Origin of the sequence: Winslowiella iniecta (assembly GCF_001267535.1) — a bacterium.
Lineage (GTDB): Bacteria > Pseudomonadota > Gammaproteobacteria > Enterobacterales > Enterobacteriaceae > Erwinia > Erwinia iniecta.
In genome coordinates, this window is record NZ_JRXE01000020.1 from 18,998 (window position 1) to 45,078 (window position 26,081).

At 54.7% G+C, this 26,081-nt stretch carries 18 protein-coding genes and 1 riboswitch; of the genes, 7 read left to right on the forward strand and 11 right to left on the reverse strand.

Translation table 11 applies throughout. From position 1 onward, the window contains the following. Window positions 1-2: 2 nt before the first annotated feature. Genes rsmA through lptD form a run of 4 tightly spaced genes read right to left on the reverse strand, consistent with a single transcriptional unit; the run spans window position 3 to window position 5,546 of the window. A complete protein-coding gene (gene rsmA / locus NG42_RS14595; RefSeq protein WP_052900215.1) occupies window positions 3-824 on the reverse strand; it encodes a 16S rRNA (adenine(1518)-N(6)/adenine(1519)-N(6))-dimethyltransferase RsmA in 822 nt (273 codons plus the stop codon). After that, on the reverse strand, window positions 817-1,809 hold the full coding sequence (gene pdxA / locus NG42_RS14600; RefSeq protein WP_052900217.1) for a 4-hydroxythreonine-4-phosphate dehydrogenase PdxA: 993 nt from the start codon (window positions 1,807-1,809) through the stop codon (window positions 817-819). The genes rsmA and pdxA overlap by 8 nt, the downstream gene beginning before the upstream one ends. Beyond that, the gene (surA, locus tag NG42_RS14605) at window positions 1,799-3,094 is read right to left on the reverse strand and encodes a peptidylprolyl isomerase SurA (protein ID WP_052900334.1); all 1,296 of its coding nucleotides are present in this window, start codon (window positions 3,092-3,094) and stop codon (window positions 1,799-1,801) included. The genes pdxA and surA overlap by 11 nt, the downstream gene beginning before the upstream one ends. Before the next feature lie 52 nt (window positions 3,095-3,146). Next, window positions 3,147-5,546: an LPS assembly protein LptD gene (lptD, locus tag NG42_RS14610; RefSeq protein ID WP_072133248.1), complete on the reverse strand. Its 2,400-nt coding sequence runs from the start codon at window positions 5,544-5,546 to the stop codon at window positions 3,147-3,149. A 148-nt stretch (window positions 5,547-5,694) separates the two neighbouring features. On the opposite strand from lptD, the gene djlA reads away from it, so the two are divergent. After that, a complete protein-coding gene (djlA, locus tag NG42_RS14615) occupies window positions 5,695-6,519 on the forward strand; it encodes a co-chaperone DjlA (protein WP_052900219.1) in 825 nt (274 codons plus the stop codon). A gap of 83 nt (window positions 6,520-6,602) precedes the next feature. Here djlA and rluA read toward each other — a convergent pair whose 3' ends face one another. The 3 genes from rluA to polB all read right to left on the reverse strand — a co-directional run bounded on the left by rluA (window position 6,603) and on the right by polB (window position 12,754). Beyond that, the gene (gene rluA, locus NG42_RS14620; protein ID WP_052900335.1) at window positions 6,603-7,256 is read right to left on the reverse strand and encodes a bifunctional tRNA pseudouridine(32) synthase/23S rRNA pseudouridine(746) synthase RluA; all 654 of its coding nucleotides are present in this window, start codon (window positions 7,254-7,256) and stop codon (window positions 6,603-6,605) included. Window positions 7,257-7,336: 80 nt separating this feature from the next. Then, a complete protein-coding gene (gene rapA, locus NG42_RS14625) occupies window positions 7,337-10,243 on the reverse strand; it encodes an RNA polymerase-associated protein RapA (protein WP_052900220.1) in 2,907 nt (968 codons plus the stop codon). 150 nt (window positions 10,244-10,393) lie between these two features. Beyond that, on the reverse strand, window positions 10,394-12,754 hold the full coding sequence (gene polB, locus NG42_RS14630; RefSeq protein ID WP_052900221.1) for a DNA polymerase II: 2,361 nt from the start codon (window positions 12,752-12,754) through the stop codon (window positions 10,394-10,396). A 290-nt stretch (window positions 12,755-13,044) separates the two neighbouring features. On the opposite strand from polB, the gene NG42_RS14635 reads away from it, so the two are divergent. The 6 genes from NG42_RS14635 to NG42_RS14660 all read left to right on the forward strand — a co-directional run bounded on the left by NG42_RS14635 (window position 13,045) and on the right by NG42_RS14660 (window position 20,731). Continuing rightward, window positions 13,045-15,174 carry a type VI secretion system Vgr family protein gene (locus NG42_RS14635; protein ID WP_052900222.1) on the forward strand — a complete coding sequence of 710 codons (2,130 nt, stop codon included), beginning with the start codon at window positions 13,045-13,047 and terminating at the stop codon, window positions 15,172-15,174. Window positions 15,175-15,224: 50 nt separating this feature from the next. Continuing rightward, window positions 15,225-17,750, forward strand: a complete 2,526-nt coding sequence (locus tag NG42_RS14640; RefSeq protein WP_052900223.1) for a DUF2169 family type VI secretion system accessory protein — start codon at window positions 15,225-15,227, stop codon at window positions 17,748-17,750. Next, window positions 17,747-18,817 (forward strand): pentapeptide repeat-containing protein, encoded by a 1,071-nt coding sequence (locus tag NG42_RS14645; protein WP_052900225.1) that lies wholly within the window; start codon window positions 17,747-17,749, stop codon window positions 18,815-18,817. Before NG42_RS14640 ends, NG42_RS14645 begins: the two co-directional genes overlap by 4 nt. A 15-nt stretch (window positions 18,818-18,832) precedes the next feature. After that, window positions 18,833-19,441, forward strand: coding sequence for a DUF3540 domain-containing protein (locus tag NG42_RS14650; RefSeq protein ID WP_052900226.1), 609 nt, complete (start codon window positions 18,833-18,835; stop codon window positions 19,439-19,441). 16 nt (window positions 19,442-19,457) lie between these two features. Next, window positions 19,458-19,850: a DUF4150 domain-containing protein gene (locus NG42_RS14655; protein ID WP_052900227.1), complete on the forward strand. Its 393-nt coding sequence runs from the start codon at window positions 19,458-19,460 to the stop codon at window positions 19,848-19,850. 113 nt (window positions 19,851-19,963) lie between these two features. Further along, complete coding sequence (locus tag NG42_RS14660) at window positions 19,964-20,731, forward strand: DedA family protein (protein ID WP_052900228.1); 768 nt, start codon at window positions 19,964-19,966, stop codon at window positions 20,729-20,731. Window positions 20,732-20,768: 37 nt separating this feature from the next. On the opposite strand, the gene thiQ is transcribed toward NG42_RS14660, so the two are convergent. The 4 genes from thiQ to sgrR form a co-directional block, all read right to left on the reverse strand. Further along, complete coding sequence (thiQ, locus tag NG42_RS14665) at window positions 20,769-21,470, reverse strand: thiamine ABC transporter ATP-binding protein ThiQ (RefSeq protein WP_052900229.1); 702 nt, start codon at window positions 21,468-21,470, stop codon at window positions 20,769-20,771. Then, window positions 21,454-23,064 carry a thiamine/thiamine pyrophosphate ABC transporter permease ThiP gene (gene thiP, locus NG42_RS14670; protein ID WP_052900231.1) on the reverse strand — a complete coding sequence of 537 codons (1,611 nt, stop codon included), beginning with the start codon at window positions 23,062-23,064 and terminating at the stop codon, window positions 21,454-21,456. The genes thiQ and thiP overlap by 17 nt, the downstream gene beginning before the upstream one ends. Continuing rightward, entirely contained in the window at window positions 23,040-24,026 is a 987-nt protein-coding gene (thiB, locus tag NG42_RS14675; RefSeq protein WP_052900233.1) for a thiamine ABC transporter substrate binding subunit, read from the reverse strand. The genes thiP and thiB overlap by 25 nt, the downstream gene beginning before the upstream one ends. Before the next feature lie 43 nt (window positions 24,027-24,069). Next, window positions 24,070-24,201, reverse strand: a riboswitch (TPP riboswitch). A gap of 35 nt (window positions 24,202-24,236) precedes the next feature. Then, the gene (gene sgrR, locus NG42_RS14680; protein WP_052900235.1) at window positions 24,237-25,898 is read right to left on the reverse strand and encodes an HTH-type transcriptional regulator SgrR; all 1,662 of its coding nucleotides are present in this window, start codon (window positions 25,896-25,898) and stop codon (window positions 24,237-24,239) included. Window positions 25,899-26,081 lie beyond the last annotated feature (183 nt).

Here is a 26,081-nt window from a genome sequence, read left to right on the forward strand (position 1 = left end):
TGTTAGTTCTCCTGCGGCTGAGGATGCGCAGTTAACCAGTTAGCTAACTGGCAGTATTGTGCGACAGAAATATTTTCCGCACGCAGCGTGTTATCAATACCCAGCTCGTTCAGCACGTCAAGCGAGAACAGATGGCCGAGGCTGTTGCGCAGGGTTTTTCTGCGTTTGCCGAACGCTTCGGTGGTAATACGGCTCAGGGCGCGAATATCTTCCACCGGATTAGGCAGAGTAGTATGAGGCACCAGTCGCACCACCGCCGACTCGACTTTCGGTGCCGGCGTAAAGGACTCAGGCGGCACTTCCAGCACCGGAATGATATTACAGTAGTACTGTGCCATCACGCTCAGGCGGCCATAGGCTTTGCTGCCCGGACCGGCAACCAGACGGTTTACCACCTCTTTCTGCAACATAAAGTGCATATCCCGGATCGAACCAGTATAGCTGAAGAGATGGAACATCAGTGGGGTAGAGATGTTGTAAGGCAGGTTACCGAACACACGCAGTGGCTGGCCTTTCTGCTCTGCCAGTTCGGCAAAGTTAAAGGTCATCGCATCTTGCTGGAAAATGGTCAGTTTCGGGCCGAGAAACGGATGCGTTTGCAAACGTGCCGCCAGATCGCGGTCAAGCTCAATGACGGTCATGGCATCGAGACGATCGCCTACCGGCTCGGTCAGGGCGCCAAGGCCGGGGCCGATCTCCACCATCGCCTCGCCTTTCTGCGGATGGATGGCGGAAACAATGCTGTCGATAATGTACTGGTCGTTGAGGAAGTTCTGTCCAAAACGTTTGCGGGCAAAGTGGCCCTGGTGGACGCGATTATTCATTACTGCTCTTGATCATGGTAATGGCGAGATTAAGCGCCGTGATAAAGCTGCCCGCATCCGCCGTGCCCTGGCCCGCAAGTTCTAGCGCGGTACCGTGGTCAACAGAGGTACGGATAAATGGCAGGCCAAGGGTGATATTCACCGCGCGACCAAATCCCTGATATTTTAGCACCGGAAGTCCCTGATCGTGATACATCGCCAGCACCGCATCGGCATGTTGCAGATATTTCGGCTGGAATAGCGTATCCGCCGGCAGTGGGCCGGTCAGCTGTAACCCTTGCAGGCGCAGCTCATCGAGGGCCGGGATAATAGTATCAATCTCTTCGCGGCCCATATGGCCGCCTTCGCCGGCATGCGGATTAAGGCCGCAGACGAAGATATGTGGGTTGGCAATGCCAAACTTACTTTGCAGGTCGTGATGCAGAATGCCAATCACTTCGTGCAGACTGTCGCGGGTAATGGCGTCAGCGACATCTTTTAACGGCAGGTGGGTGGTCGCCAGTGCGACGCGTAACTCTTCCGTCGCCAGCATCATTACCACACGCTCACGCGCGGAACGTTCGGCGAAATATTCGGTATGACCACTGAAAGCAATACCGGCATCGTTGATCACCCCTTTATGAACCGGGCCGGTAATCAGCGCGGCAAACTCGCCGTTCAGACAACCGTCACAGGCATGCGCCAGGGTTTCCAGCACGTAGTGGCTGTTATCAACATTCAGCTGACCGATGGTCACCGGCTGGGGTGTCGCCACCGGTAATACCGTCAGCGTACCGGCACGTTGTGGCTGGGCAGTCTCACCCGGCTGATACTCACGCAGTTCCAGCGGTAAACCGAGCATGGCGGCGCGCTCAAGCAGCAGTGCTGGTGAGGCGCACACCACCAGTTCAACCGGCCAGTCGCGCTGCGCCAGCTGAACCGTCAGATCGGGACCAATCCCGGCAGGTTCGCCGGGAGTGATCGCCACACGCAGGTTACTGTGCATTCTGGTCGAGGATTTTCACGTAAGCGCTGGCACGTTGTTCTTGCATCCAGGTTTGTGCTTCTTCAGCAAACTTACGGTTAAACAGCAGGCGGTAAGCACGCTCTTTCTGCGCCGCGTCGGTTTTATCAACCTGACGAGTATCCAGCAGCTGAATCAAATGCCAGCCGAAAGAGGAGTGAACCGGTTGGCTGAGCTGACCTTTATTCAGTTTCAGCAACGCATCACGGAACGCCGGGTCGAAGACTTCTGCTGAAGTCCAGCCGAGATCGCCACCTTGATTAGCCGAGCCTGGGTCGTCAGACAGCTGTTTCGCTGCGCTGGCAAAATCGGTTTTACCGCTCTGAATATCCGCCGCAACCTGCTCCAGTTTCTGGCGCGCCTGCGCATCGGTCAGCACCGGCGATGGCTTCAGCAGAATGTGGCGGGCATGCACTTCGGTTACCGAAATGTTCTGGCTCTCGCCGCGCAGGTCATTCACTTTCAGAATGTGGAAACCGACGCCGGAACGAATCGGGCCAACAATATCGCCTTTTTTCGCCGTGCTCAGCGCCTGGGCAAACAGCGTAGGCAACTCTTCAATTTTGCCCCAGCCCATATTACCGCCTTTCAGCGCCTGGGAGTCAGCAGAGTAAGTCACCGCTAGCTTACCAAAGTCAGCGCCGCCTTTAATCTCACCCACCAGTTGTTTCGCCAGGTTTTCCTGATCGTCAACCTGTTGCTGAGTCGGATTTTCCGGCAGTGGCAGCAGAATGTGGCTGAGGTTCAGCTCCGTTCCGCGGTTATTCTGCGCACCGACCTGAGTGGCCAGAGTATCCACTTCCTGCGGCAGGATGGTGACGCGACGGCGCACTTCGTTATTACGCACTTCCGCGATCAGCATCTCTTTGCGAATCTGCTCGCGATAAGTGCCGTAGTTGACGCCATCATAGGCCAGACGACTACGCATCTGATCCATTGACATATGGTTCTGTGCCGCAATGTTACCAATCGCCTGATCAAGCTGTTGATCGGTGATCTGGACGCCCATCTGTTTGCCCATTTGCAGCAGAATATTATCCATAATCTGACGTTCAACAATCTGATGACGCAGAGTTTTATCGTCTGGCAACTGCTGCCCGGCCTGCTGCGCTTGCGCTTTGACCGACTGCATCATGCCGTTTACATCACTTTCTAAAACCACGCCGTTGTTTACCACCGCGGCGACTTTATCAACAACTTGTGGTGCTGCAAACGCGGTATTGGCTGCCAGCGCCACACCAAGGATCAGCGTTCTCCAGTTCTTCATACTTTTTCCATTCTTATCCGCACTGCGGGTTTGCATGCCAAACATTACAACATCAGAAAGCGCGCTGGTAAGGCAGAATACCCTGACGCAGCATTTGACCGGTTCCTAAGCCGTAGTTAGAGCTCAGGCCACGCAGTTCAATGTTGAACGAGATTTGGTTGTCATATTTACTGTTGTCGTTTTCCCAACCGTTGATTTTGCGTTCGTAACCCAGGCGAATAGCATAGCAGCAAGAACTGTACTGCAAGCCAACCAGCTGATCGGCAGGCTGTTGTGCTTTGGTGTCGTAGTAGTATGCACCCACTACGGACCAGGCATCAGCAATTGGCCAGCTTGCCGTCATACCAACCTGAGAAATACCATCTTTATAAATCGGGTTGGCCGAAATATTCTGTTGCAGCGCAGACGCAACATACTCCGGGCTACTGTAGCGATAGTTTAGCTGCACCATGCGGTCAGCATCCCGACGATACTCCAGTACCGCATTTCCCTGAGAAATATTATCCAGACGCGTATCGTACTGAATGCCGCCGCGGGTGCTCCAGCGATCGCTAATCTTCCAGTATGTATCACCGGCCCAGACCAGGCTGCCAGTGTCATCTTCATCGCTGACGGTGTTTAAACCGGTGCGGGAAGGGGTAAACGAGTAGATTTGACCCACGGAAACGTTAAAACGTTCAACCAGATCGTTATCAAAAATACGCGACGTCACACCGGTGGTCATCTGGTTAGCCGATGCGATGCGATCGAGGCCGCTATAGGTACGGTCGCGGAACAGGCCGGTGTAGTCAGATTGCAACAGTGTAGAGTCATACGCGTTGATATTGCTCTGATCACGATACGGGATATAAAGGAACTGCGCGCGCGGTTCCAGCGTCTGGGTATAACCTTCCGCCCAATTCATATCGCGGTCGAATACCAACTTACCGTCAACTTTAAACTGCGGCATCACGCGGTTAACCGACTCTTTCAGTTGATTATCGGCGTTGCCAGACAGTGAGTTGAAGTATTCAACATCATCCTGTTGATAGTGCGTTGCCAGCAGTTTCGCTTCGGTATTCAGGCTGCCCCAACCATTGGATAGCGGCAGATTGATGGTGGGCTCCACGTGCAAACGCGTGGCATCCGGGTAACGTTCGTTCACGTTAGTAAACTGCACCGCCTGCGCGTACAGATGGGTGTCAAACGGACCGACATCATTCTGATACCAGTTAAAATCAAACTGTGGCTGTGCGCGATAGACGTTTCGGGTGTTGTTAACCGGGAACACCTGGAAATCTTTACTGGAAATCGTCGCATTCCAGTTCTCTTCCGAGTAGCCAATGCTGAATTTCTGCGTCAGATAACCATCGGTAGACGAATAGTAAGGCGAATCGAGATCGTTGAAATAGTATGGATCGCTGACTTTCGAGAAGTCGGCATTGAAGCGCCAGTGCTGATCATAGACGCCCGCATGACGCCAGTAGAAGAACCAGCGATTGGAATCTTTGTCGTCGGTATTACCGCGCTCGGCCTGATCTTTATTGTACTGATTGTCCGAAGGAAGGTAATCAAACTGAATCAGACCGGTGCCGGCTACGGTGAGGTAGCGGAACTCATTCTGCCACTGCATACCACGCTTACTCATATAATGCGGCGTCAGCGTCGCATCAAAGTTTGGCGCGATATTCCAGTAGTAAGGCAGCATAAACTCGAAGCCGTTATTACTGCCGTACTTCGCATTCGGGATCAGGAAGCCGGAACGACGGCGGTCGCCGATTGGCAATTGCAGATAAGGGCTGTAGAACACCGGAACCGCACCGATTTTAAAGCGCGCGTTCCAGATTTCAGCCACTTCTTCTTCGCGGTCCTGAATCACTTCTGATCCCACCACGCTCCAGCTGTTATCGCCAGGCAGGCAGGAAGTGAAGGTGCCGTTTTCCAGAATTGTGTAACGGTTTTCACCGCGCAGTTTCATCTGATCGGCCTGACCACGCCCTTGACGACCGACCATCTGATAGTCGCCGTTCCAGACGTTAGTGTCTTTTGTATTCAGGTTTGACCAGGCTTTCGGACCTTTCAGGATGACCTGATCGTCGTCATAGTGCACATTACCCAGTGCGTCGACAGTGCGGGTTGGCTCGCTCTGGCCCGGCAGCATTTTCTGGTGAAGCTGGACTTCATCAGATTGCAGGCGGCGATTCCCTTGCTGAACATCCACATTACCGGTGAATACCGCATTGTCGGGATAGTTACCTTTAGCGTTATCAGCGTTAATCGTTACCGGCAATTGATCGGTGTTTCCCTGAACCACTGGCCGATTAAAACTTGGCACGCCAAGCATGCACTGCGACATTAAATCGTCGGCAAGCACCTGCTGACTGTATAGTGCTGAACCAATCAGGGTGGCCAGCAAAGTAGGTATACGTTTTTTCATACGCGGTATCGAGAATTCCGTGATAACAGGCATCATGCCGACAAACGGTCAGAGACTAACTTACTCAACTGCGTTGCGCTAGTGTTAATCCTGCTCGTTTACCCGCGTTGCCGTTAGGCTCTGAGATAAATGACAGGTATGATAATGCAATTTTTAGCCTTGAGCATGGCGAATTGAGGAGTATATGCGCTATTGGGGAAAAGTACTCGGCCTTGTGCTGGGTTTAATGTCAGGAGCGGGCTTTTGGGGCCTGGCAATTGGCCTGATTATTGGCCATATGATCGATAAGATTCGCGGTGCGCAAGGGCAGGGCTATTTTGCCAACCAACAAACGCGGCAGACATTATTTTTTCGCACCACCTTCCAGGTAATGGGGCATTTAACCAAATCTAAAGGGCGTGTAACGGATGCGGATATCCAGATGGCATCGCTGCTGATGGATCGCATGCAGTTGCATGGCCAGGCGCGTACCGCCGCCCAGCAGGCCTTTCGTGAAGGCAAGCAGGGGGAATATCCGCTGCGGACGAAACTGCGCGAACTGCGCAGCGCCTGTTTTGGCCGTTTTGATCTGATTAGGATGTTTCTGGAAATTCAGATTCAGGCTGCCTTTGCCGATGGCTCACTCCACCCGAATGAACGCCAGGTGTTGTATGTGATTGCCGAAGAACTGGGTATCTCACGCAGTCAGTTCGACCAGTTTCTGCGCATGATGGAAGGCGGCCAGCAGTTTGGCGGCGGCAATCAATCCTGGGGGGGCTCTTCGCAGGGCGGTTTTCAGCAGGCGCAGCGCGGGCCAACGCTGGAAGATGCCTGTAGCGTGCTGGGAGTGAAAAGCAGTGATGACAGCACCACCATTAAACGTGCCTATCGCAAACTGATGAGCGAACACCATCCCGATAAGCTGGTGGCCAAAGGGTTACCACCGGAAATGATGGAGATGGCGAAGCAGAAAGCGCAGGAGATTCAGGCAGCGTATGATTTGATCAAACGCGAAAAGAATTTCAAATAGTCGCAGAAGATAAAAAGGGTGGCGAAAACGCCACCCCTGCACCAAAAATCCCGTACGGACGGCGTTCTCGCCGCTCTGATAAATCAGAAATCTGCCGGCTGACGAAAGGTCATCGGTGTCTGATATTCGGGATGGGTAATGGTCAGCATTTCCGCATGCAACTGTAACCTTGGTGCCATCGCTTTGGCTTCATCGTGCGCATAAAAATTATCGCCAAGAATCGGATGACCTAACGCCAGCATATGCACGCGTAACTGATGCGAACGACCGGTAATCGGTTTTAAGCGGACGCGCGCGCTGTTATCACTGGCATAGTCCAGCACCTGGTATTCGGTCTGCGCCGCTTTGCCGGTTTCAAAACAGACTTTCTGCTTTGGCCGGTTCGGCCAGTCACAGATCAGTGGCAAATCAACCAGCCCTTCCTCTGGCTGTGGATGACCCCAGACGCGTGCCACATAGGTTTTCTGCGGCTCACGCTCACGGAATTGCCGTTTTAGCTCTCGCTCCGCGGCTTTATGCAGCGCCACGACAATCACCCCGCTGGTCGCCATATCCAGCCGGTGCACCGATTCAGCCTGCGGATAATCGCGTTGAATACGCGTCATCACACTGTCTTTATGTTCCTCAAGCCGGCCCGGTACCGACAGCAAACCGCTGGGTTTATTGACCACCACAATATGCTGATCCTGATACAGAATATGCAGCCAGGGATCTTGCGGAGGATTGTAGGGTTCCATCATAGTTTTAACCGCTCATTCAGACAGCACCTTCCCCCGCAAGCGGGGGAAGGCTGGGATGGGGCGCAGCCAACGGCGGATTACTGGTGGGTCACCACAATCAGACGCAGCGCATCAAGACGCCAGCCAGCATCGTTCAGACTGGCAAGGACCTTTTCGCGATTGTTTTCCAGCGCTTCAACTTCATCATTACGGATGTTCGGGTTGACGGCTTTCAGCGCTTCGAGACGTGACAGTTCAGCACTCAGTTTCTCGTCAGCTTCCTGACGCGCCGCATCGATCACTAAACGCGCTTCCGCTGCCGCCTGCTCTTCAGATAACTTCAGAATAGCATGCACATCCTGCTGTACCGCATTGACCAGCTTACTGCCGGTATGACGATTCACCGCGTTCAGCTGGCGGTTAAAGCTCTCAAACTCCACTTTACCGGCGAGGTTGGTGCCTTTGCGGTCAACCAGCATGCGAATCGGCGTCGGTGGCAGGAAGCGGGTCAGTTGCAGATGCTTCGGTGCCTGGGCTTCAACGACATAGATCATCTCGACCAGCAGTGTGCCAACCGGCAGCGCTTTGTTTTTCAGCAGCGACAGGGCACAACTGCCGGTGTCGCCGGAAAGGATCAGATCCAGACCGTTGCGAATAATCGGGTGTTCCCAGGTGACGTACTGCGCATCTTCACGTGACAGTGCCTGATTGCGATCAAAAGTGATGGTGCAGCCATCTTCCGGCAGGCCAGGGAAGTCAGGCACCAGCATATGATCCGATGGCGTCAGGACGATCAGGTTATCGCTGCGATCTTCCTGGTTGATACCGACGATATCAAACAGATTCAGTGCGAAGTTTACCAGATCGGTATCGCTGTCCTGCGCGCCAATCAATTCGGCCAGCGCCTGCGCTTTTTCACCTCCGTTGGAGTTCAGCTCCAGCAGACGGTCGCGACCCTGTTCCAGCTGCGACTTCAACGCGTCATGCTGGCTGCGGCACTGGGTTATAAATTCGTCCAGCCCTTCCGGATTTTCCGGCGCGGCCAGATACTCGATCAGCGGTTGATAAACGCTGTCATACACCGTACGACCTGTCGGGCAGGTATGTTCGAAGGCATCCAGCCCTTCGTGATACCAGCGCACCAGCACCGACTGCGCGGTTTTTTCCAGGTATGGCACCATAATCTGGATATCGTGAGCCTGGCCGATACGATCAAGACGACCAATACGCTGTTCCAGCAGATCCGGGTTAAACGGCAGGTCGAACATCACCAGGCGGCTGGCGAACTGGAAGTTACGGCCTTCGGAGCCGATTTCAGAACACAGCAGTACCTGAGCGCCGCCCTCTTCGGTGGCGAAATAAGCCGCTGCGCGGTCGCGTTCAATAATCGATAAGCCTTCGTGGAATACTGCCGCACGGATACCTTCGCGCTCACGCAGTACCTGCTCCAGTTGCAGCGCGGTGGCCGCTTTAGCACAGATCACCAGCACTTTTTCGTCACGGTTGCTGGTCAGGTAACCCATCAGCCATTCGACACGCGGATCGAAGTTCCACCAGGTCCCGGTGTCACCCTCGAACTCCTGATAAATCTGCTCCGGGTAGAGCATATCGCGCGCGCGTTCATCGGCAGATTTACGCGCACCCATAATACCGGAGACTTTGATCGCCGTCTGATACTGCAATGGCAGCGGCAGGCGGATCTGATGCATCTCACGTTTCGGAAAGCCTTTCACGCCGTTACGGGTATTACGGAACAGGACGCGGCTGGTGCCATGACGATCCATCAGCATGCTGATCAGCTCTTCACGCGCCTGCTGTTTGCCTTCACGGTCGCTGTTCGCCACCTGTAGCAATGGCTCGATATCCTGCTCGCCGACCAGATCGTTCAGCATATTCATCTCATCGCTGGAGATGCTTTTATCAGCCAGCAGCATCGCTACCGCATCGGCGATCGGACGGAAGTTTTTCTGTTCTTCAACAAACTGTTCAAAGTCGTGGAAACGATCCGGATCGAGCAGGCGCAGACGGGCGAAGTGGCTCTCCATTCCCAGCTGCTCTGGCGTCGCGGTTAACAGCAGCACGCCAGGAATGTGTTCGGCCAGCTGCTCAATCACCCGATATTCACGGCTTGGCTCGCCTTCGCTCCACGCCAGGTGATGCGCTTCATCGACAATCAGCAGATCCCACTCAGCATCCGCCATTTTTTCCAGACGTTGCTTGTTGCGGCGCACGAAATCCAGCGAGCAGATAACCAGCTGTTCGGTATCAAACGGGTTATCGCTGTCGAGCTGCGCTTCGGCATAGCGCGCATCGTCAAACAGCGCAAAACGCAGGTTGAAACGGCGCAGCATCTCGACCAGCCACTGATGTTGCAGGGTTTCTGGCACCACGATCAGCACGCGTTCCGCACGACCTGCCAGTAATTGCTGGTGAATAATCATGCCAGCTTCGATGGTTTTACCCAGGCCGACTTCATCCGCCAGCAGCACGCGAGGGGCGTGGCGACGACCAACATCATGGGCGATATGCAGCTGATGCGGGATCAGGTTGGTGCGCATGCCACGCAGCCCGCTGATCGCCAGGCGATACTGTTCACTGTGATATTTGCGCGCGCGGAAACGCAGCGCGAAGCGATCCATACGATCCAGCTGACCGGCAAACAGGCGATCCTGCGGCTTGCTGAACACCAGTTTGCTGTCCAGCATCACTTCACGCATCATCACGCCGCTTTCGTCGGTATCGAGGCGTCGACCGACATAAGCCATCAGGCCGTTTTCGCTGATGGCTTCTTCAACTTCCAGCTGCCAGCCCTCGTGGCTGGTTATGGTATCGCCCGGATTAAAAATGACGCGGGTTATCGGAGAATCATTTCTGGAATAGAGACGGTTTTCACCGGTGGCGGGAAACAGCACTGTCACCATACGTGCATCCAGTGCAACAACGGTTCCCAATCCCAGTTCGCTTTCCGTATCGCTGATCCAGCGTTGACCAAGTGTAAAAGGCATAGATAGTTGGCTCGATTCTCTTAAAAATTTTTTAGAACTCGCTCAAAGGCAATAGTATTGCGGCCGGACATGAATGTCTGGCGAAAGGTTCAGAGCGGTAGCGTTCAGGAAGGGCGCTATGGTACTGGAAGGTGGCGCGTTCGTCACCTGTCAAAACAGCCCTAACTGTCCTGTTATTAGTGTAGCAAAATCGTCCTGGACAAATGGCAGAATACCATCGGCCACTGGCTGAAGCTGGCGCGTGAGGTAATGATCGTAGTCGAGTGGCGTGATGCGCGCTTCCAGGGGTTCAGGGCCTGAGGTTGCCATCACGTAGCGAATATAGCCGCCGTTCTGGTACTGCAACGGTCGATCGGACTTCCGATTTTCTTCATCGGCCAGCCGCGCCGCCCGCACGTGCGGCGGGACATTGCGCTGATATTCGCTGAGTGGTCGACGTAAGCGCTTTTTAAACACCAGCTGGTCGTCCAGTTCGCCATCCAGCAGCTGACGCACGGTTTCGCGAATGAAATCCTGATAAGGCTGGCGCTGGAAAATCCGCTGATAAAGCTGTTGCTGAAACTGCTGCGCCAGCGGCGTCCAGTCGGTACGGACGGTTTCCAGCCCTTTAAATACCAGGCGCTGTTGCCCGCCGTCGTTAATCATGCCGGCATAGCGTTTTTTACTGCCCTGTTCCGCGCCGCGAATAGTGGGCATCAGGAAACGGTTAAAGTGGGTTTCATACTCCAGTTCCAGCGCGCTTTCGAGGCCATACTGCTGGCGAAGATGGTCGCGCCACCAGTTATTCACCACGTCTGTCAGCCGCTGACCAATCTCGTTCGCCTGTGCGTCATCATGCGGGGATTTCAGCCAGACAAAGGTTGAGTCGGTGTCGCCATAAATCACATCATAACCTTGCGCCTCAATCAGTTCGCGGGTTTGGCGCATAATTTCATGGCCGCGCAGGGTGATTGATGAGGCCAGCCGTGGATCGAAAAAGCGGCAGGCGCTGGTTCCCAGTACGCCATAAAAAGCGTTCATAATGATTTTGAGCGCCTGCGACAGCGGCTTGTTGCCCTGTTTTTTCGCCGCCTCACGGCCAAGCCAGATCTGGTTAACGATTTCCGGCAGGCAATGTTCCGTGCGCGAGAAGCGCGCCTCACGAAAACCGGGTACCGAGTGCGCATCGTCAGGCTGCGCCAGCCCGGTGACCAGCCCGACCGGATCGATCAGAAAAGTGCGGATAATCGACGGATACAGGCTTTTGTAATCCAGTACCAGTACCGAGTCATACAGGCCAGGACGCGAGTCCATCACATAGCCGCCCGGACTGGCTTCCGGCGCAATTTCACCGAGGTTCGGCGCAACAAAACCGGCGCGATGCATGCGTGGCAGATAGAGATGACCAAAGGCCGCAACCGACCCGCCGTGCCGATCGACCGCCAGCCCGTTTACCGTGGCGCGCTCAAGTAAAAACGGCATCAGTTCGGTATGCTGGAAAATCCGCGTGACCAGCTCACAATCTTTCAGGTTGTAATGGGCCAGCGCCGGTTTATCGTTGGCGAAACGCTGATTAATTTCCTCCATGCGCTGCCACGGATTATTGATCGCTTTACCTTCGCCCAGCAGTTCGCGTGAAACCGCTTCAAGGCTGAAGGAAGAGAAGTTCCAGAACGCCGATTTCAGCGCTTCAATGCCATCAATTACCAGCCGGCCGGTGGCCTGCGCGAAAAACACGCCAGGCTTAAAGCCATGTTCCCGCCACTCCAGCGCTTCATTGTTGCGGCCTAAGCGCAGCGGAATGCCGTAGCGGTCAGCATGTTTTTGTAACACGCGCAGATCGAACTGCACCACGTTCCAGCCAATCAGCACATCCGGATCGTGCTGCTGGAACCAGGCGTTAAGTTTCTCCAGTAGCTGAGGACGGCTGCTGACATACTCCAGATCAAAATCAAGCTGACTGGCATCGCCATTTTCTGGCCCCAGCATATACACCTGGCGCTGGCCGCAGCCTTCCAGACCGATGCAGTAAAGCTCACCGTGCTGGGTGGTTTCGATATCCAGCGATACCCATTTTAGCGGCGGGCGATAGTCGGGATGCGGTTTCAGACGGGCATTTTGCAGGCTGTTACCCACCGGCTGACCACTAAACCAGACCGGCGCGGTGATAAAGCGTTCCATTAAAAAGCGTTCTGGTGGACGGATATCGGCTTCATACACCGGCACCCGGTTTTCACGCAGCAGCTTTTCCAGCCGCTGTAGCTGGCGATACTGACGGCAGTAAAGCCCAAACACCAGGCGCAGGCGGAAGTCTTTCAGTTCCAGCGGCGCAATGCGGTAATGGCGCTCATTGGCTAACAGCTGCTGAACCTGTGACTGAAACTCAACGGGAATAAACGCCACCGATTCCTGTTGCGGCAGCACCAGCCGTTGCGGCCCGGCATCGGTTGCCAGCCACAGCACCACTTCCGTCCCTGCGGCGGTATCCCGCCAGTGGCGAGTAAGTAAAAAGCCTGCGCGCGCGTTGTCCACCGAAAACCCTTATTGCGTTAACTATAAGCAATAATAGCATGTTTATTTATACAGTGTCTCAGGCGTTGAACAGTAAGTTGATAATGATTCTTATTACAGTGTTAAATTATCACGGTATCTTCCCATCATGACTGGCAAGATTCTGAATCAGGTGTTAAACCTTACGGCGATTTCAGTTAAATAATTTAATTCAGGTCGACTGACATCACATTCCTGTATGCAGTTAAACCAGCGATGTGACTTTATTTTTCAGCCAGGCAGGCGCAGAGTTAATAAAAGGATCTTTTATCATGGAACGCCTAATCGTAGCCCATACTCCGCTGGCTGATGATCGGCTGCTGTTCAGCAAGCTGACAGGTAGTGAGCAGCTTTCCGGGTTGTATTGCTTTGAGGTTGAGCTATTAAGCGCCAGTAATGATATCGATATTAAAAGTTTATTAGGCCAGGCGATGACGGTGGCATTAAATACCCACAAAGAAACACCGCGATATTTAAATGGCTGTGTAACGCAAATAACGCTGGTCGGGCGTGAAACAACAGGTGAACGTTATTATGTCTGGCTTGCGGTGTTAAGGCCGGCATTATGGTATTTAACCCAGAATCGCGACTTCAGAATCTGGCAAGAAAAAAGCGTTCCAGAGATTATTACGGAATTACTGGCCGAACACCATATCCCTTTTGATAATCAGCTCAGCTGGCGCTACCGGCGCTGGAATTATTGTGTGCAGTATCAGGAGAGTGATTTTGATTTTATCAGCCGCCTGATGGAGCATGAGGGGATCTATTACTATTTTCATCATCAGTTGGGCAGCGAAGTGTTTGTTCTGGCTGATGCTCCCGAGGCGCATGGTTCGCTGCCGGGTTATGAAAAGCTGGCTTATCATCCTTGCGAAGAGCAGGTGGCGGAAGCGATCACCCGCTGGAGCGTGACGGATTCTATTACTCCCGCGTTATACAGCCACGATGACTACGATTATCGCCAGCCAGATGCGCGTTTACTGGAAGTGCGTCAGAATCCGCACTCTTTTGCCGCGGGTAAGGCGGAGGTGTTTGACTGGCCGGGAGGTTTTACCGACCGCGAACACGGCGAGTTTTATGCGCGGGTACGACAGCAGGAATTTGCCGCACGTCATCAGCAGATAAGCGGCAGTGCCAGCGCGCTCGGTATCGGCGCCGGATACAGGTTTAATTTTACCCAGGCACCGCGGCCGGTGGATGAGGGGGACTATCTCACCATCAGCGCCAGCTATAAGCTGGTGGCAAACGCTTATGCCAGTGGCAGTGATCAGGTTGCAGAACAGCGTATCAACTTTGTGGTGGTGCCCGCCGCAGTGAACTGGCGACCGGCACGCACTACGCGATGGCCCAAAACGCATGGGCCGCAAACCGCGGTGGTGGTCGGGCCGCGCGGTGAAACTCTCTGGACCGATCAATATGGTCGGGTAAAGCTGAAATTTCGTTGGGATCGCCACGGGCGCGATGATGAAACGGCGTCATGCTGGGTGCGGGTTTCCAGCTACCGGGCGGGCTGGAAGTATGGCGCGGTGCAGGTGCCACGCATTGGTGAAGAGGTGGTGGTGGATTTTATTAATGGCGATCCGGACCGGCCGATTATCACCGGCGGCGTTTACAATCAGCAGAATATGCCGCCGTGGGATCTGCCCAGCGCCGCCACCCGGATGGGCTTTATGTCGCGCAGCAGCGGTGGCACCATGGACAATGCCAGTTTTCTGTATCTCGACGATGCGCCAGGGCGTGAATCTTTTGCTATGCATGCCGAGCGCGATATGACGATTTCGGTCGAGAACAACCTGAATCTGCAAGTGGACAGCAATAGCCGATATCTTATTAAGGGCAATCGAAGCACAGAAGTTTTGGCTGATGATGATCTTACCATTGACGGCAATCGCCATATTTTTACTAAAGGCGGCTATTCTGAACAGGTGGTCGGGCCGGTAAGTCAGGTTTATCAGCAGGGGCTGTTAACCGAAATTAGCTCGGCAGGGAAAAAAGAAATTATCCATGGTGAAGTCAGCGTTTCTATTGAGGGCGGCTGGCAACAGAATGTTAGCGGCGGGGATATTGCGATCAGTTCGCCAAATAACATTCATCTTGAAAGTGACAGTAATATTGCGATCAATGCACCCAGCCTTACCTTTACCACCCGTGGGGAAGCCTGTACCCTTTCTGGTGTGAATATTGGTATCAATGGACTTGATATTAAAGTGAATGGCATGACGGCTGGCACGACGCTATCAAGTAATGAAGTGAAGGGCGTTGCCAGCAGTATTACCGGCTTCAATATGTCGAAAAGCGTGGTTTCGCTGCAAACCGATACGATAAAATACAGTGGTTCAGGCGTGAAGCTGGATTATTCCAGTCAAATATCGATATTCAGCATGCTGCATTTATATATGTAGTGAGCAGGTGAGGATTCTGTACGGCTTGTAGTGCGTTTAAGGATAATCGCATGAAAATAATTAAGCCTTTGCGTTTAAGTGTATTAAACCGGCCGTTTAGTCTGCGGGGAGAAAATCAGCTCGGAATTTCGGTTTTAGCGCTGGCAGATATGAGTGCCACACCGCAGTTACGACCGGAAGCGGAACTGTGGCAACTGGCTGCCAGTGAGTTATCCGCCAGCGGTGGCGTGCTGGACTTGGCGATGCCAAAAGCCTGTGCTGAATATCTGGCAACCGGCTATGCCTTTAGCCAGCATCAGGCAGATAAAACCCGCTGTGCGGTAAAAATCGAAGTCGGGATGCTGAGTAAGACACTGATGGTGTCCGGCGATCGCCACTGGCACAACGATAAACCGTCGCGGCCGCAGGCTTTCAGTCAGATGCGTCTCGACTGGAGCCGGGCTTTTGGTGGAAAAGGATTCGCTAACAATCCACAGGGGATAGGTTTTACGCCCGATAATATTGAAGGGCATGACTATTATCGCCTGCCAAATATTGAGCCGCTTCACCGGGGCATCCGTTCAGTGCGCGACAGGCCCGAGCCAGTCGGCTTCGGGCCGCTGGATATGACGTGGCCTCAGCGTTTTTCGCGCATTGGTAAACAGTACGATGCCAACTGGTTACACCATGATTTTCCGGGGTTCGCGCCGGATATGGACTGGCGATTGTTTAATGCCGCCAGCGAAGATCAGTGGTGGCCCGAGAATAACAGGTTGCCATCCGAGGCGGCGTGGCGCATCTGGAATATGCACCCGGAACAACCGTTACAGCAGGGACGATTGCCGCCGTGGCAGGCGCGCTGCTTTATTAATCGTCAGAGCGTGCAGCAACCGCAGTTCGTCGAGGTGCCGCTGCGTGCCACCACCCTGTGGTTCTTTCCGCATCTTGAGCAGATGCTGCTGATTTGGCAGGGCAGTATCCGTATCGCGGAGGATGATGGCGCGGATATATTGCAGATTCTGCCGGCGCTGGAAAAAACAGGCAGTGAGCGTTCACTTCAGCACTATCGTCAGGTGCTTGAGCAACGTCTGGATAAAGAGAAGGGCGCACTGTATGCCTTTCGGGAAAAAGACCTGCTGCCGGAAGAGGCCATCGGGCCATGGCTGGATACTGAGCTGCCGGTGCAGGAAAGTCCGGTATGTGCAAATTTGCGCAACCGTGAAACCCATCTGCGGCAGCAACAGGGTGCCCGGCTGGCTGAGTTGGGGCAGGACAGCAATCAACAGCTTCCCTTGCTGAGCAATGCGACCTTACCCGAACTGCATGAATTACCTGACTTTATTGAACAGCTTGAACAGCAGGCTGATCATCTCCGTGAGCAAGCGGCATGTCACAGTGAGCGCGCTCAGCGGGATAATGCGGCGTCCACCGCCTTACCGAGCGGGCCAGAAGCGCTTCATCAGATGCAGGCGTTGTTACATCGCCATGAGACGGCGTTAAGCGATAAGCAGCGTGCAGAAGCGATTGCCTCACTGCATCAGATCTATTTGATGTCGGTGCAGGCGCAGCCTGCGGCAAAACGCATCGAGGGCGAAACGGTGCAGATTCTGCGTAACCGTGCGTTAGCCACCATGGCGCTGAATGGTGACTTCAGTGGGCTGGATTTTACCGGCGCCGATCTTTCGCAGCTGGATCTTCGCGGTGCCAACTTTTCACGGGCGCTGCTGGAGAGTGTGGATTTCAGCCACAGCCAGCTGGACGGGGTTAACTTCAGCGAGGCGGTACTCGCCCGCGCTGAATTTAATCAGGCGTCGCTGTGTCATGCGGTATTCGATCATGCCTCGCTGGCCTTTGCCCACTGCAAACGCAGCGATTTCTCTGGGGCGCACTTCCTCAGTACCGTCTGGCATGAAACCGTGCTGGATAACTGTCGCTTCGACGGTGCCTCACTGAGCGAGATGGTGGTGCATAACGCGGTAATTTATCAGTCACGTTTTCAGCAGGCCGCGCTGGATAACATGCTGTTTTTAGGATTGTCGCTGGCGGAACCCGATTTCAGCGTGGCAAGCTTAACGAAAGTCAGTTTTGTGCAGTGCGATCTTGATAAGGCGGATTTCGCCGGGGCAATACTGACCGGGTGTTCATTGGTGGAGAGCCGGGCAGCACACAGCAACTTTCATCGGGCTTGTTTGCTGAGCTGCGCCATCACCGCTGAAAGCTATCTGCCAGGAGCCGATTTTACGCTGGCGACACTAACCGAATGTAATTTACGCCAGTTGCAGCTTGATCACGCCTGTTTTCACCAGGCGAGGCTGGTCAACAGCGATCTCAGTGAAGCCAGTTGTCAGCAGGCCGATATGAGCCGAAGTAATCTGGCGGGCAGTCTGTTTATTCGCACCAATTTTCGCGATGCCACGCTGGCGGACAGCAATCTGATCGGTGCCGTGTTGCAAAAGTGTCAGCTGGGCGGGGCCGATCTGCGCGGGGCGAATTTGTTTCGTACTGATTTATCGCAATCGCTGATCAATGATGCCACGCAGCTGACCGATGCCTTTATTTGTCGTACTAAAACCTTACCCAGGCGAGAGCGGCAATGAACGGCCTGACGGCTGAAATGCTGCAACAAAAAATCAAACGCGGCGAACCGGTTGAGCAGGTGTCGTTGCGCGGCGCCAATTTACGCGGGTTGGATTTAGCGGGCGGAATGTTACAGGGGGTGGATGTCAGCGGAGCTGATTTTACCGGCGCGAATTTGCATGAAACGGTGTTTACCGCCTGCCAGCTGGACGGTGCGTTGATGAGTGGGGCGCGTATCGAACAGACGGTGTTTAACCAGTGTGAGATGAACGCGGTGAAGTTGGCGCGGACTGAGCTAACGGAGACCATTTTTAATCACTGCCGGATAAACGATGCCTGTTTTAGCCACAGCCAGCAGGATAAAAACCAGTTTATCGCCTGTTCATTGCATCGCACGAGGTTCACCGGCGCACAACTGAGTCATTCAGCTTTTAATCACTGTTTGCTGGAGGGAGCGCAGATGGACAAGATGCGCTGCCTGCTGACCACCTTTTTCAGCATTGATTTACGCCACACCCGTTTTGCACGTAGCCGCTTTGAACGCGCGATATTTTTTGCCTGTAATCATCGTGAGCAGTGTTATGCGCAGCAGGTATTTATCGGCTGTCAGTTTTCTGACAATAAACTGGATGCAGTGGATTTTTCCCGTGCGCAGCTGACCCAGTGTAATTTCAGCGGCGCGTCGTTACAGGGAGCCAATCTGCAACGGGTGAATGCCGTGCAGGCGCTGTTTACCACAGCGGATCTTAGCGGTGCCCGCTGTCAGAACAGCATTTTTGATCAGGCTATTTTTGTTGGCGCACGGCTGGAGGGCAGCGATTTCAGCGGCAGCCGCTTTTATCAGGCGATTTTGCAGCAGGTAACCGCCGCAGCGGCAAACTTTGCCGGGTGCGACCTGACATGGGTCGATCTCAGCGGGGCAGATCTCAGCCACACCAATTTTCGCGGCGCGGTTTTTTTCAGAACGCGTTTCCATTCAGCCCGGCACACTGGGGCGCAATTTTCCGATCGTACTCATATTATCGAACACGATAGCGAATTATTAGCCGCAGAAGCCTGGAGCACACTTCGACAAAGTCGCAGTTAACAGAGGTTTTGTATTATGAATACGGCTAACCAGACTTATCCTGCCACACTGCTGTCGGCGCAGCAGTCGACCGGACGCGTGACCCACCTTTTTCCCGATGGCACACTGACCGTCGAATGTGCTGAGCGCGGCTGGCACTGCCGGCGTGCGGCCAGCTGCCTGCTGGTTCCGGCCGTCGGCGATGCGGTGCTGCTGGTGACGATTGAACAAGGCGTGTGGGTGCTGGCGATCCTCGATCGCAGCTCACCGCGCCAGACCGCCGAGCTGAGTACCGAGAGTGCTCTGCGTATTGTCAGTCAGGGCGAATTAAGCCTGAGCAGTAAGCAATTTCGTATCACGGCGGAAGAAGCGGATTGCCATATCCATGCGCTGAAATACAGCGGCGAGTCGCTCTCCGCCTGGGTGAACCTGACCAGCCTGGTGGGTAAGCGCTGTGAATCGGTCTGGCAAACAATCACCCAGATTAGTAATAACGTGTTTCGCAAAACCAGTCAGACCGAGCATCTGCGCGCCGGGCAGCTGGATATTAAAGCGGAAAATTATCTGCGGATGCATGCGCAAAATACGGTGATTACCGCCAAGGCCATCGCTAAAGTGGATGCTGGTCAGATCCATATGGGCTAAACGCCAGGGAGAGCCGATGTTTGCCAATTGCCAGTTAATGGGGGTTGATATAGCCCTGCCGGATGTCTGCCTGACACCTTTGCCAATGCCGGTTCCGGTGCCTTATCCCAATATTGCACTGGGGCCAACCGCCATCCCCAATGCGCTGAATATACTGTTTCTGGGGATGCCAGCGCATAATCTGGCGACGATTATCCCGCTAACCAACGGCGATAATGCCGGGATAAATATGGGGGTGGCATCGGGGACGGTGATGGGGCCATCGCGTCATCTGACCGCTTCGTTTACCGTGTTGCTGAAAGGCTCTCCGGCCACGCGCCTGACCAGTCTGAGCCTGCAAAACGCCACCAATATCGTCGGGATGCGTGCCGTGCCGAGCCAGTTTAAAGTGTTGATGATGGCACCTTAATTCCTTGGAGTGTTAAACCGGCGGCAACTGTCAATGTTCGCATACAAAACAAGCCTTGACGCTGCTGCAACGGGTCAGGACAATCCAACATCCTGAATACCGGATGGAAGCTTATGGAAGCCTGGCTGGAACATTTAATTACCCAATCGCTGGCGTGGTCGCTGGTCGCCGTTATGCTGGTGGCGTTTCTTGAATCACTGGCGTTGGTGGGCTTGTTATTGCCCGGAACGGTGCTGATGGCGACGCTGGGCGCGCTGATTGGTAGCGGCCAGATGGGGCTGTATCCGGCGTGGGGTGCCGGTATTATCGGCTGCCTGCTCGGTGACTGGCTCTCGTATTATATTGGCTGGCAGTTTAAAGGGCCGCTGCACCGCTGGTCTTTCCTGCAAAAGCATAAATCGATGCTGGATAAAACCGAGCATGCGCTGCACCAGCACAGTATGTTTACCATTCTGATCGGACGTTTTATCGGTCCAACCCGACCGTTGATTCCGATGGTGGCGGGAATGCTGGAGCTGCCGATCAGGAAGTTTATTCCACCGAATGTGATTGGCTGCCTGTTGTGGCCGCCGCTCTATTTTATGCCGGGCATTCTGGCCGGGGTGGCGATTGATGTGCCGCAAGACGCGCAAAGCGGCATGTTTAAATGGCTGCTGCTGGCGGTGGCGCTGCTGGTGTGGCTCGGCTTCTGGCTGTGCTGGCGCTGGCATCGGGCGGATAAGCAGAACGACTGGGCAACGCCAATTTTGCCGGTGACGCGTCTGCGCTGGCTGGCACCAATGGCTGCTGCCATCGGCATTGCCAGCTTTGTTGCCATTCAGCTTCACCCGATGATGCCGCTGTTCCGTCATCTGTTGTGGCAGGTATTTTTTGGCCATTAAGGCCGTGCTGCGGGCTGGCTTTACTGGCTGGCCCCGGCTATCGCCGCGTTACCCCTAAAATCTCCGCCGCCGCGGTGTCGCCATTCGCCAGCGCGGCGGTTGAGCCGTCCCAGTAAACCCGACCATCCACGATCAGCACGCTGCGTGCGGCAATCTGTTGCGCGTCTTCAAGGCTGTGCGACACCATCAGCAAGGTGATTTGCCGCTCACTGCACACCTCATCTACCAGCTTCAGCATCTCTTTACGCAGGGCGGGATCGAGGGCGGAAAAGGGCTCATCCAGCAGCAGTAACGGCTGTTGACGTACCAGACAGCGCGCCAGTGCCGCACGCTGGCGCTGACCGCCGGAGAGCTGAGCAGGCAGGCGGTCAAGATAGTCACTGAGGCTGACGCGCCGGGCGATATCGCTGATAGTCTGCCGCTGTTGTGCATTCAGCTTTAAGCCCGGATTCAGCCCCAGCCCGATATTTTGTGCCACGCTCAGATGCGGAAACAGATTGTTTTCCTGGAACAGCATCGACACCGGACGCTGTGCTGGCGCAGTGTGAGTATGGTCTGCACCGTTCAGCAGCAGTTCACCACTGTTAGCCGACAGAAAACCGGCAATCAGGCTGAGCAGGGTACTTTTACCCGCTCCGCTGGGGCCCAGAATCGCCAGCCGTTCACCGGCCTGCATTGTCAGAGAAAAACGCATCGGCAGATGGTTATAAAGATAAGTTAAATTATTCAGCGTTAGCATGACGACCCGGCAGCTTTTCAATAAGGGTAAACAGCAGGAAACAGAGCAGTAACAGCAGCAGTGCGGTTACCGCGCCCTGTTCACTGCGATACGAACCAATCTGCTGATAAAGCCAGAACGGCAGGGTGCGGAAATCTTCATTGCCAAACAGCGCCACCACGCCAAAATCACCTATCGATAATACACAGGCGAAGGCCAGCGCCTGTGCCAGCGGGCGTTTCAGCGCCTTCAGTTCGATCAGCCGCAGGCGATTCCAGCCACGAATATCCAGTGACAGGCAGAGTCGGTTATAGCGTTCGGCGATATCACGCAGCGGGTTTTCCAGCACTTTCATGGCATAGGGAATCGCCATCAGCGCATTAGTGAAAATCACCAGCGCGTCGGCCGACTGTGGCAAACCGACCGTGCTGTTCAGCAACAGGAAAAAGCCGGTCGCCAGCACAATACCCGGCATCGCCAGAATCAGCATACCGCTCAGCTCCAGCGCCTGACCTGCCAGCGCACGTTGACGCAGGCGCAACTCGCGGCTGGTCCACAGCAGCATGGTAGTCAGCACCACGCAAAGCAGCCCGGCAGCAATCGCAATACGTAGTGAAGTAAGGGTCGCCTGCCACAATGCCGGTTGCCGCAATACGCTGCTGAACCCCTGATTAATCCCGTCGACAACCACCGCCAGCAGTGGCGGCAGCAATAACATCAGCGCCAACAAAATTAACATCCCGTCGACGATTTTTGCCCGTCTGCTGTCTTGCGGATCGCGCCAGCCGCTTATTGCTGCGCTACCTGCCGGAATGGCTTTGCTCAGGCGTTGACTCAGCATCACCAGTCCCAGACAGCAGACCATTTGCAGCAGTGCCAGCAGTGCGGCGCGTCCGGGATCGTAGTCGTAACTCAGCGCCTGAAAGATCGCCAGCTCAATGGTGGTGGCTTGCGGGCCGCCGCCCAGCGATAACACCGTGGCAAAACTGGCGAAGCACAGCATAAAGATCAGCGCCGCCGCAGGCATGATTTGCCGACGCAGCCACGGCCACTCCACCAGTCGAAAATGGTGCCAGCCGCGCATGCCAAGCTGGGCAGCCAGCTGTCTTTGTTCGCCAGGGATCTGTTCCAGCGTCTGTAACAGCAGGCGCGTTGCCAGCGGAAGATTAAAGAACACATGCGCCAGCAGAATGCCCTGCAGGCCATAGGGGGAGAAACGGTAGTCAATGCCCAGCAGCTGACACAACTGCGCCAGCCAGCCTTCGCGGCCGTAGACACTGAGAATGCCGAATACTGCCACCAGTACCGGCAAGACCAGCGTCATGGCGCAGAGCCGCAACAGCGCGGCGCGTCCGGGGAAGCGGCGGCGATAAAGCGCTCTGGCCAGTGGAATCGCCGGGAGCACCGACAGCAGCGCCGATAACAACGCCTGCCAGAAGGAGAAGCCCAGCACATGCCAGAGATAGCTGTCCTGCGCAATGGCACGCCAGTCGGTTTGCGGGGCGTTAAACCACAGCGCGGCAAACGCCAGAATCGCCACGGCGACCAGCAGCATTGCGGCCAGGCCGCCGGGGATCATCCAGCCAGCGATTAACGGCTGACGGCGCGTTGCCATGCACTGATCCATTGCGCGCGTTGATCGGCGACTTGCTGTGGGCTGAATTCCAGCGAGGTTTTCGGGACGGTCAATGTGTCGAAGCCCGCCGGCAGCTTGATGTCGGTTACCGGATACATCCAGTTGCCGGTTGGAATCGCCTGCTGGAAGGGCTGGCTGACGATAAATTTCATAAAGCGTTGCGCCAGTTCCGGCTGCTTGCTGCTGGCCAGCTGTCCGGCCACTTCCACCTGCAGATAGTGACCTTCGGCGAAATCGGCGGCGGCGTACTGTGCTTTCTTCTCTTCAATCAGGTGATAAGCTGGTGAAGTGGTGTAGCTCAGCACCATATCCCCTTCGCCCTTCAGGAACAGGCCATAGGCTTCGCTCCAGCCTTTTGTAACGGTGACGGTTTTCTTCGCCAGTTTCTGCCACGCCTGCGGCGTATCATCGCCGAAGACTTTTTGCATCCACAGCAGCAGACCAAGGCCCGGCGTGCTGGTGCGCGGATCCTGATAGATCACTTTCCAGTTCTGATCGCTGTCGACCAGCTCTTTCAGGCTTTTCGGCGGGTTAGTCAGTTTGGTTTTATCGTAAACAAAGGCAAAGTAGCCGTAGTCATAAGGCACAAAAGTACTGTTTTGCCAGCCACCTGGCAGGGTCAGCTTGCTGGTATCAACATGGCTGTGGGTAAACAAGCCGGTCTTCTCTGCCGCCTGCAACAGGTTGTTATCGAGACCAAGGATCACGTCAGCTTTGCTGTTTTTCCCTTCCATCCGCAGACGGTTCAGCAGGGAAACGCCATCTTCCAGCGCGACGAATTTCAGCTGACAGTCGCAGTCGGCTTCGAAGGCTTTTTTGATTGCCGGACCTGGGCCCCAGTCAGCGGAGAACGAGTCATAGGTATAGACGGTCAGCGTCGGTTTGGCAGCAAATGCCGGTGCCGCTAACAGCAGTAACAAAGGCAGGGTCTTGTTTAACACGTTGCGCTCTCCAGAAAATGGATAAATGAGGCGCATGATCTGAGTGACAGGCAATCTCAAATCCCTACGCCGGTATGAGCCGGATCAGGTTCGACGGGTTTTTCTCAGCGGAAAAAATCGGTGGGTGACAATGCACTGGCACCACAAGGTTTTTTCCGCACCCCGTTGAGAACGGCCTATTCTATTGATTTACGGTCAGCAGTGAAAGACTCATGATTCGGGCGGGGCAAACCAGGCTGATTTAAAATCGAACCAGCCAAGAGTGTTCATCCGCACCCCGCGCATGCTGCGTTGACCTTCCAGCAGTAACCAGTGATGAAACAGCGGATGCAGGCTGTAACTGTCGACCAGCTGTTTACTCCAGTCGGCCAGCGATAACGACTGTTGCCGCCAGCGATCGGCATCCGCTTCCCAGTCGATCTGCACGCAGTGATGGATCAGCGGGATCTCATACAGTAAGGCAAACAGCGAAAACTCCAGCGGCAGGGTGAAATTGGCGCTGCCGAGCCAGATATCACTTTCGGCATCACCGCGATACCAGCTGTCGTAATCCACCTGTTGCGTAATCAGCTTTACGCCATGCGCGGCCAGTATCGGTTCCAGCGCATTCGCAATGCCCTGATGTTCGATATGATCGCTGTACCAGGTGAGGGTTAAACTTTCCAGCCCTGGCGGTTTTTCCGCCGGGGTCATATCGCGCCGGTGATGCCAGCGCGGCAGCAGGCCGTATGCCGGAAACCAATAACGCTGATAGCCAATCCCGGAGTTGTTTAACAGGGCTATCGGATTAAAGATATAGCTGACCCAGCGGCGTACTTGCTCGTTGCGCCCCTGCGGTGAGCGCTGGTCGAACAGCAGAAAGTAGCAGCCCTCTTCCAGCCGGCTCTCTTCCGATTTTTCATCCTGTTTTTTACCCTGTAGTTTTACGCCGGAGTAGACCAGCTCGTCGGTAATTTCCGGCAGTACCCAGATCGCCACTTCATCAATCAATGCGCGATAGCCAAAGTAGTCGTCAAAGGCCTGAATCTTTAGCTGAGACTGCTGATTGCGCACCACGGAATAGGGGCCAGTGCCTACCGGCTGGCGCGAAAAGTCGGGCAGGGTGGGCCATTCGCGCGGCAGGATCATTGCGCTGACATTGCCGAGTAACCATGGCAGCCAGTTATCCGGCTGACTGAGGTGGATATCCAGCGCCCAGGGCGTCGAGGACTCAATGCGGGTCAGATGGCTGAACAGCGGCTGACTGGTCAGGCGCGTCAGCGAGCTGATGACATCGGCCATTTCCAGCTCGCGGCCATGATGAAAGTGGATTGCCGGACGCAGGTAGAAGCGCCAGTGGGTGGCGGCGATCTGTTGCCAGTGATGGGCAATATCCGCTTCCAGTTCCCCGTTTTCCTCATTTATGCGCGTCAGGCTGCTGAAAATCTGTCGCGCAAGGTGAGTTTCTGAACGGCGCAATGGTGAGCCGGGCAATAAATTCAGCAACGAGCGGTAGTAAAGCACCCGCAAAATATGTTTCCCCTGACGAAAACTGCGCCCGAGGTGCGAGGTAATCATCTGCCGCACCTGGTTTTTGTCCCCGACCAGTTGCACCAGTTGGTCGATACGATCCTGCTCCAGCAGATCCTCGGCGCGCTGTTGTTGCAGCGCGAGGCCGGTATAGAGGAAGGTCAGCATCGAACGCTTGCCGCGTCCGGCTTCTGCCTGCCACTCCAGCCAGCCGTGAGCCTGCATCGCATTCAACAAATTACGCATATGACGGCGCGAACAGCTTAGCTGGTTAGCCAGCTCATTCAGCGTGGTCTCTTGCGACTGGCCATTACAGCTCTGCCACAGGCGAATAAATTGCTGCTGCAAACGGGGAGAGGACATAAAAGGGGAACTCCGCAGTAAAAGCCATCAGTTTTTTGTTTCCTGTATTATGGCAATAATAGCCACAGATGGAAGAGCGGGAGGCATCGCTAGTTGGATGGCGCACTTCTGTCCCATTCTGAGTATGGTGCTTTCACCTGCCAGCGGATTTATTGTCTGCTGGCTTTTTTCTTTTCGCTGTGG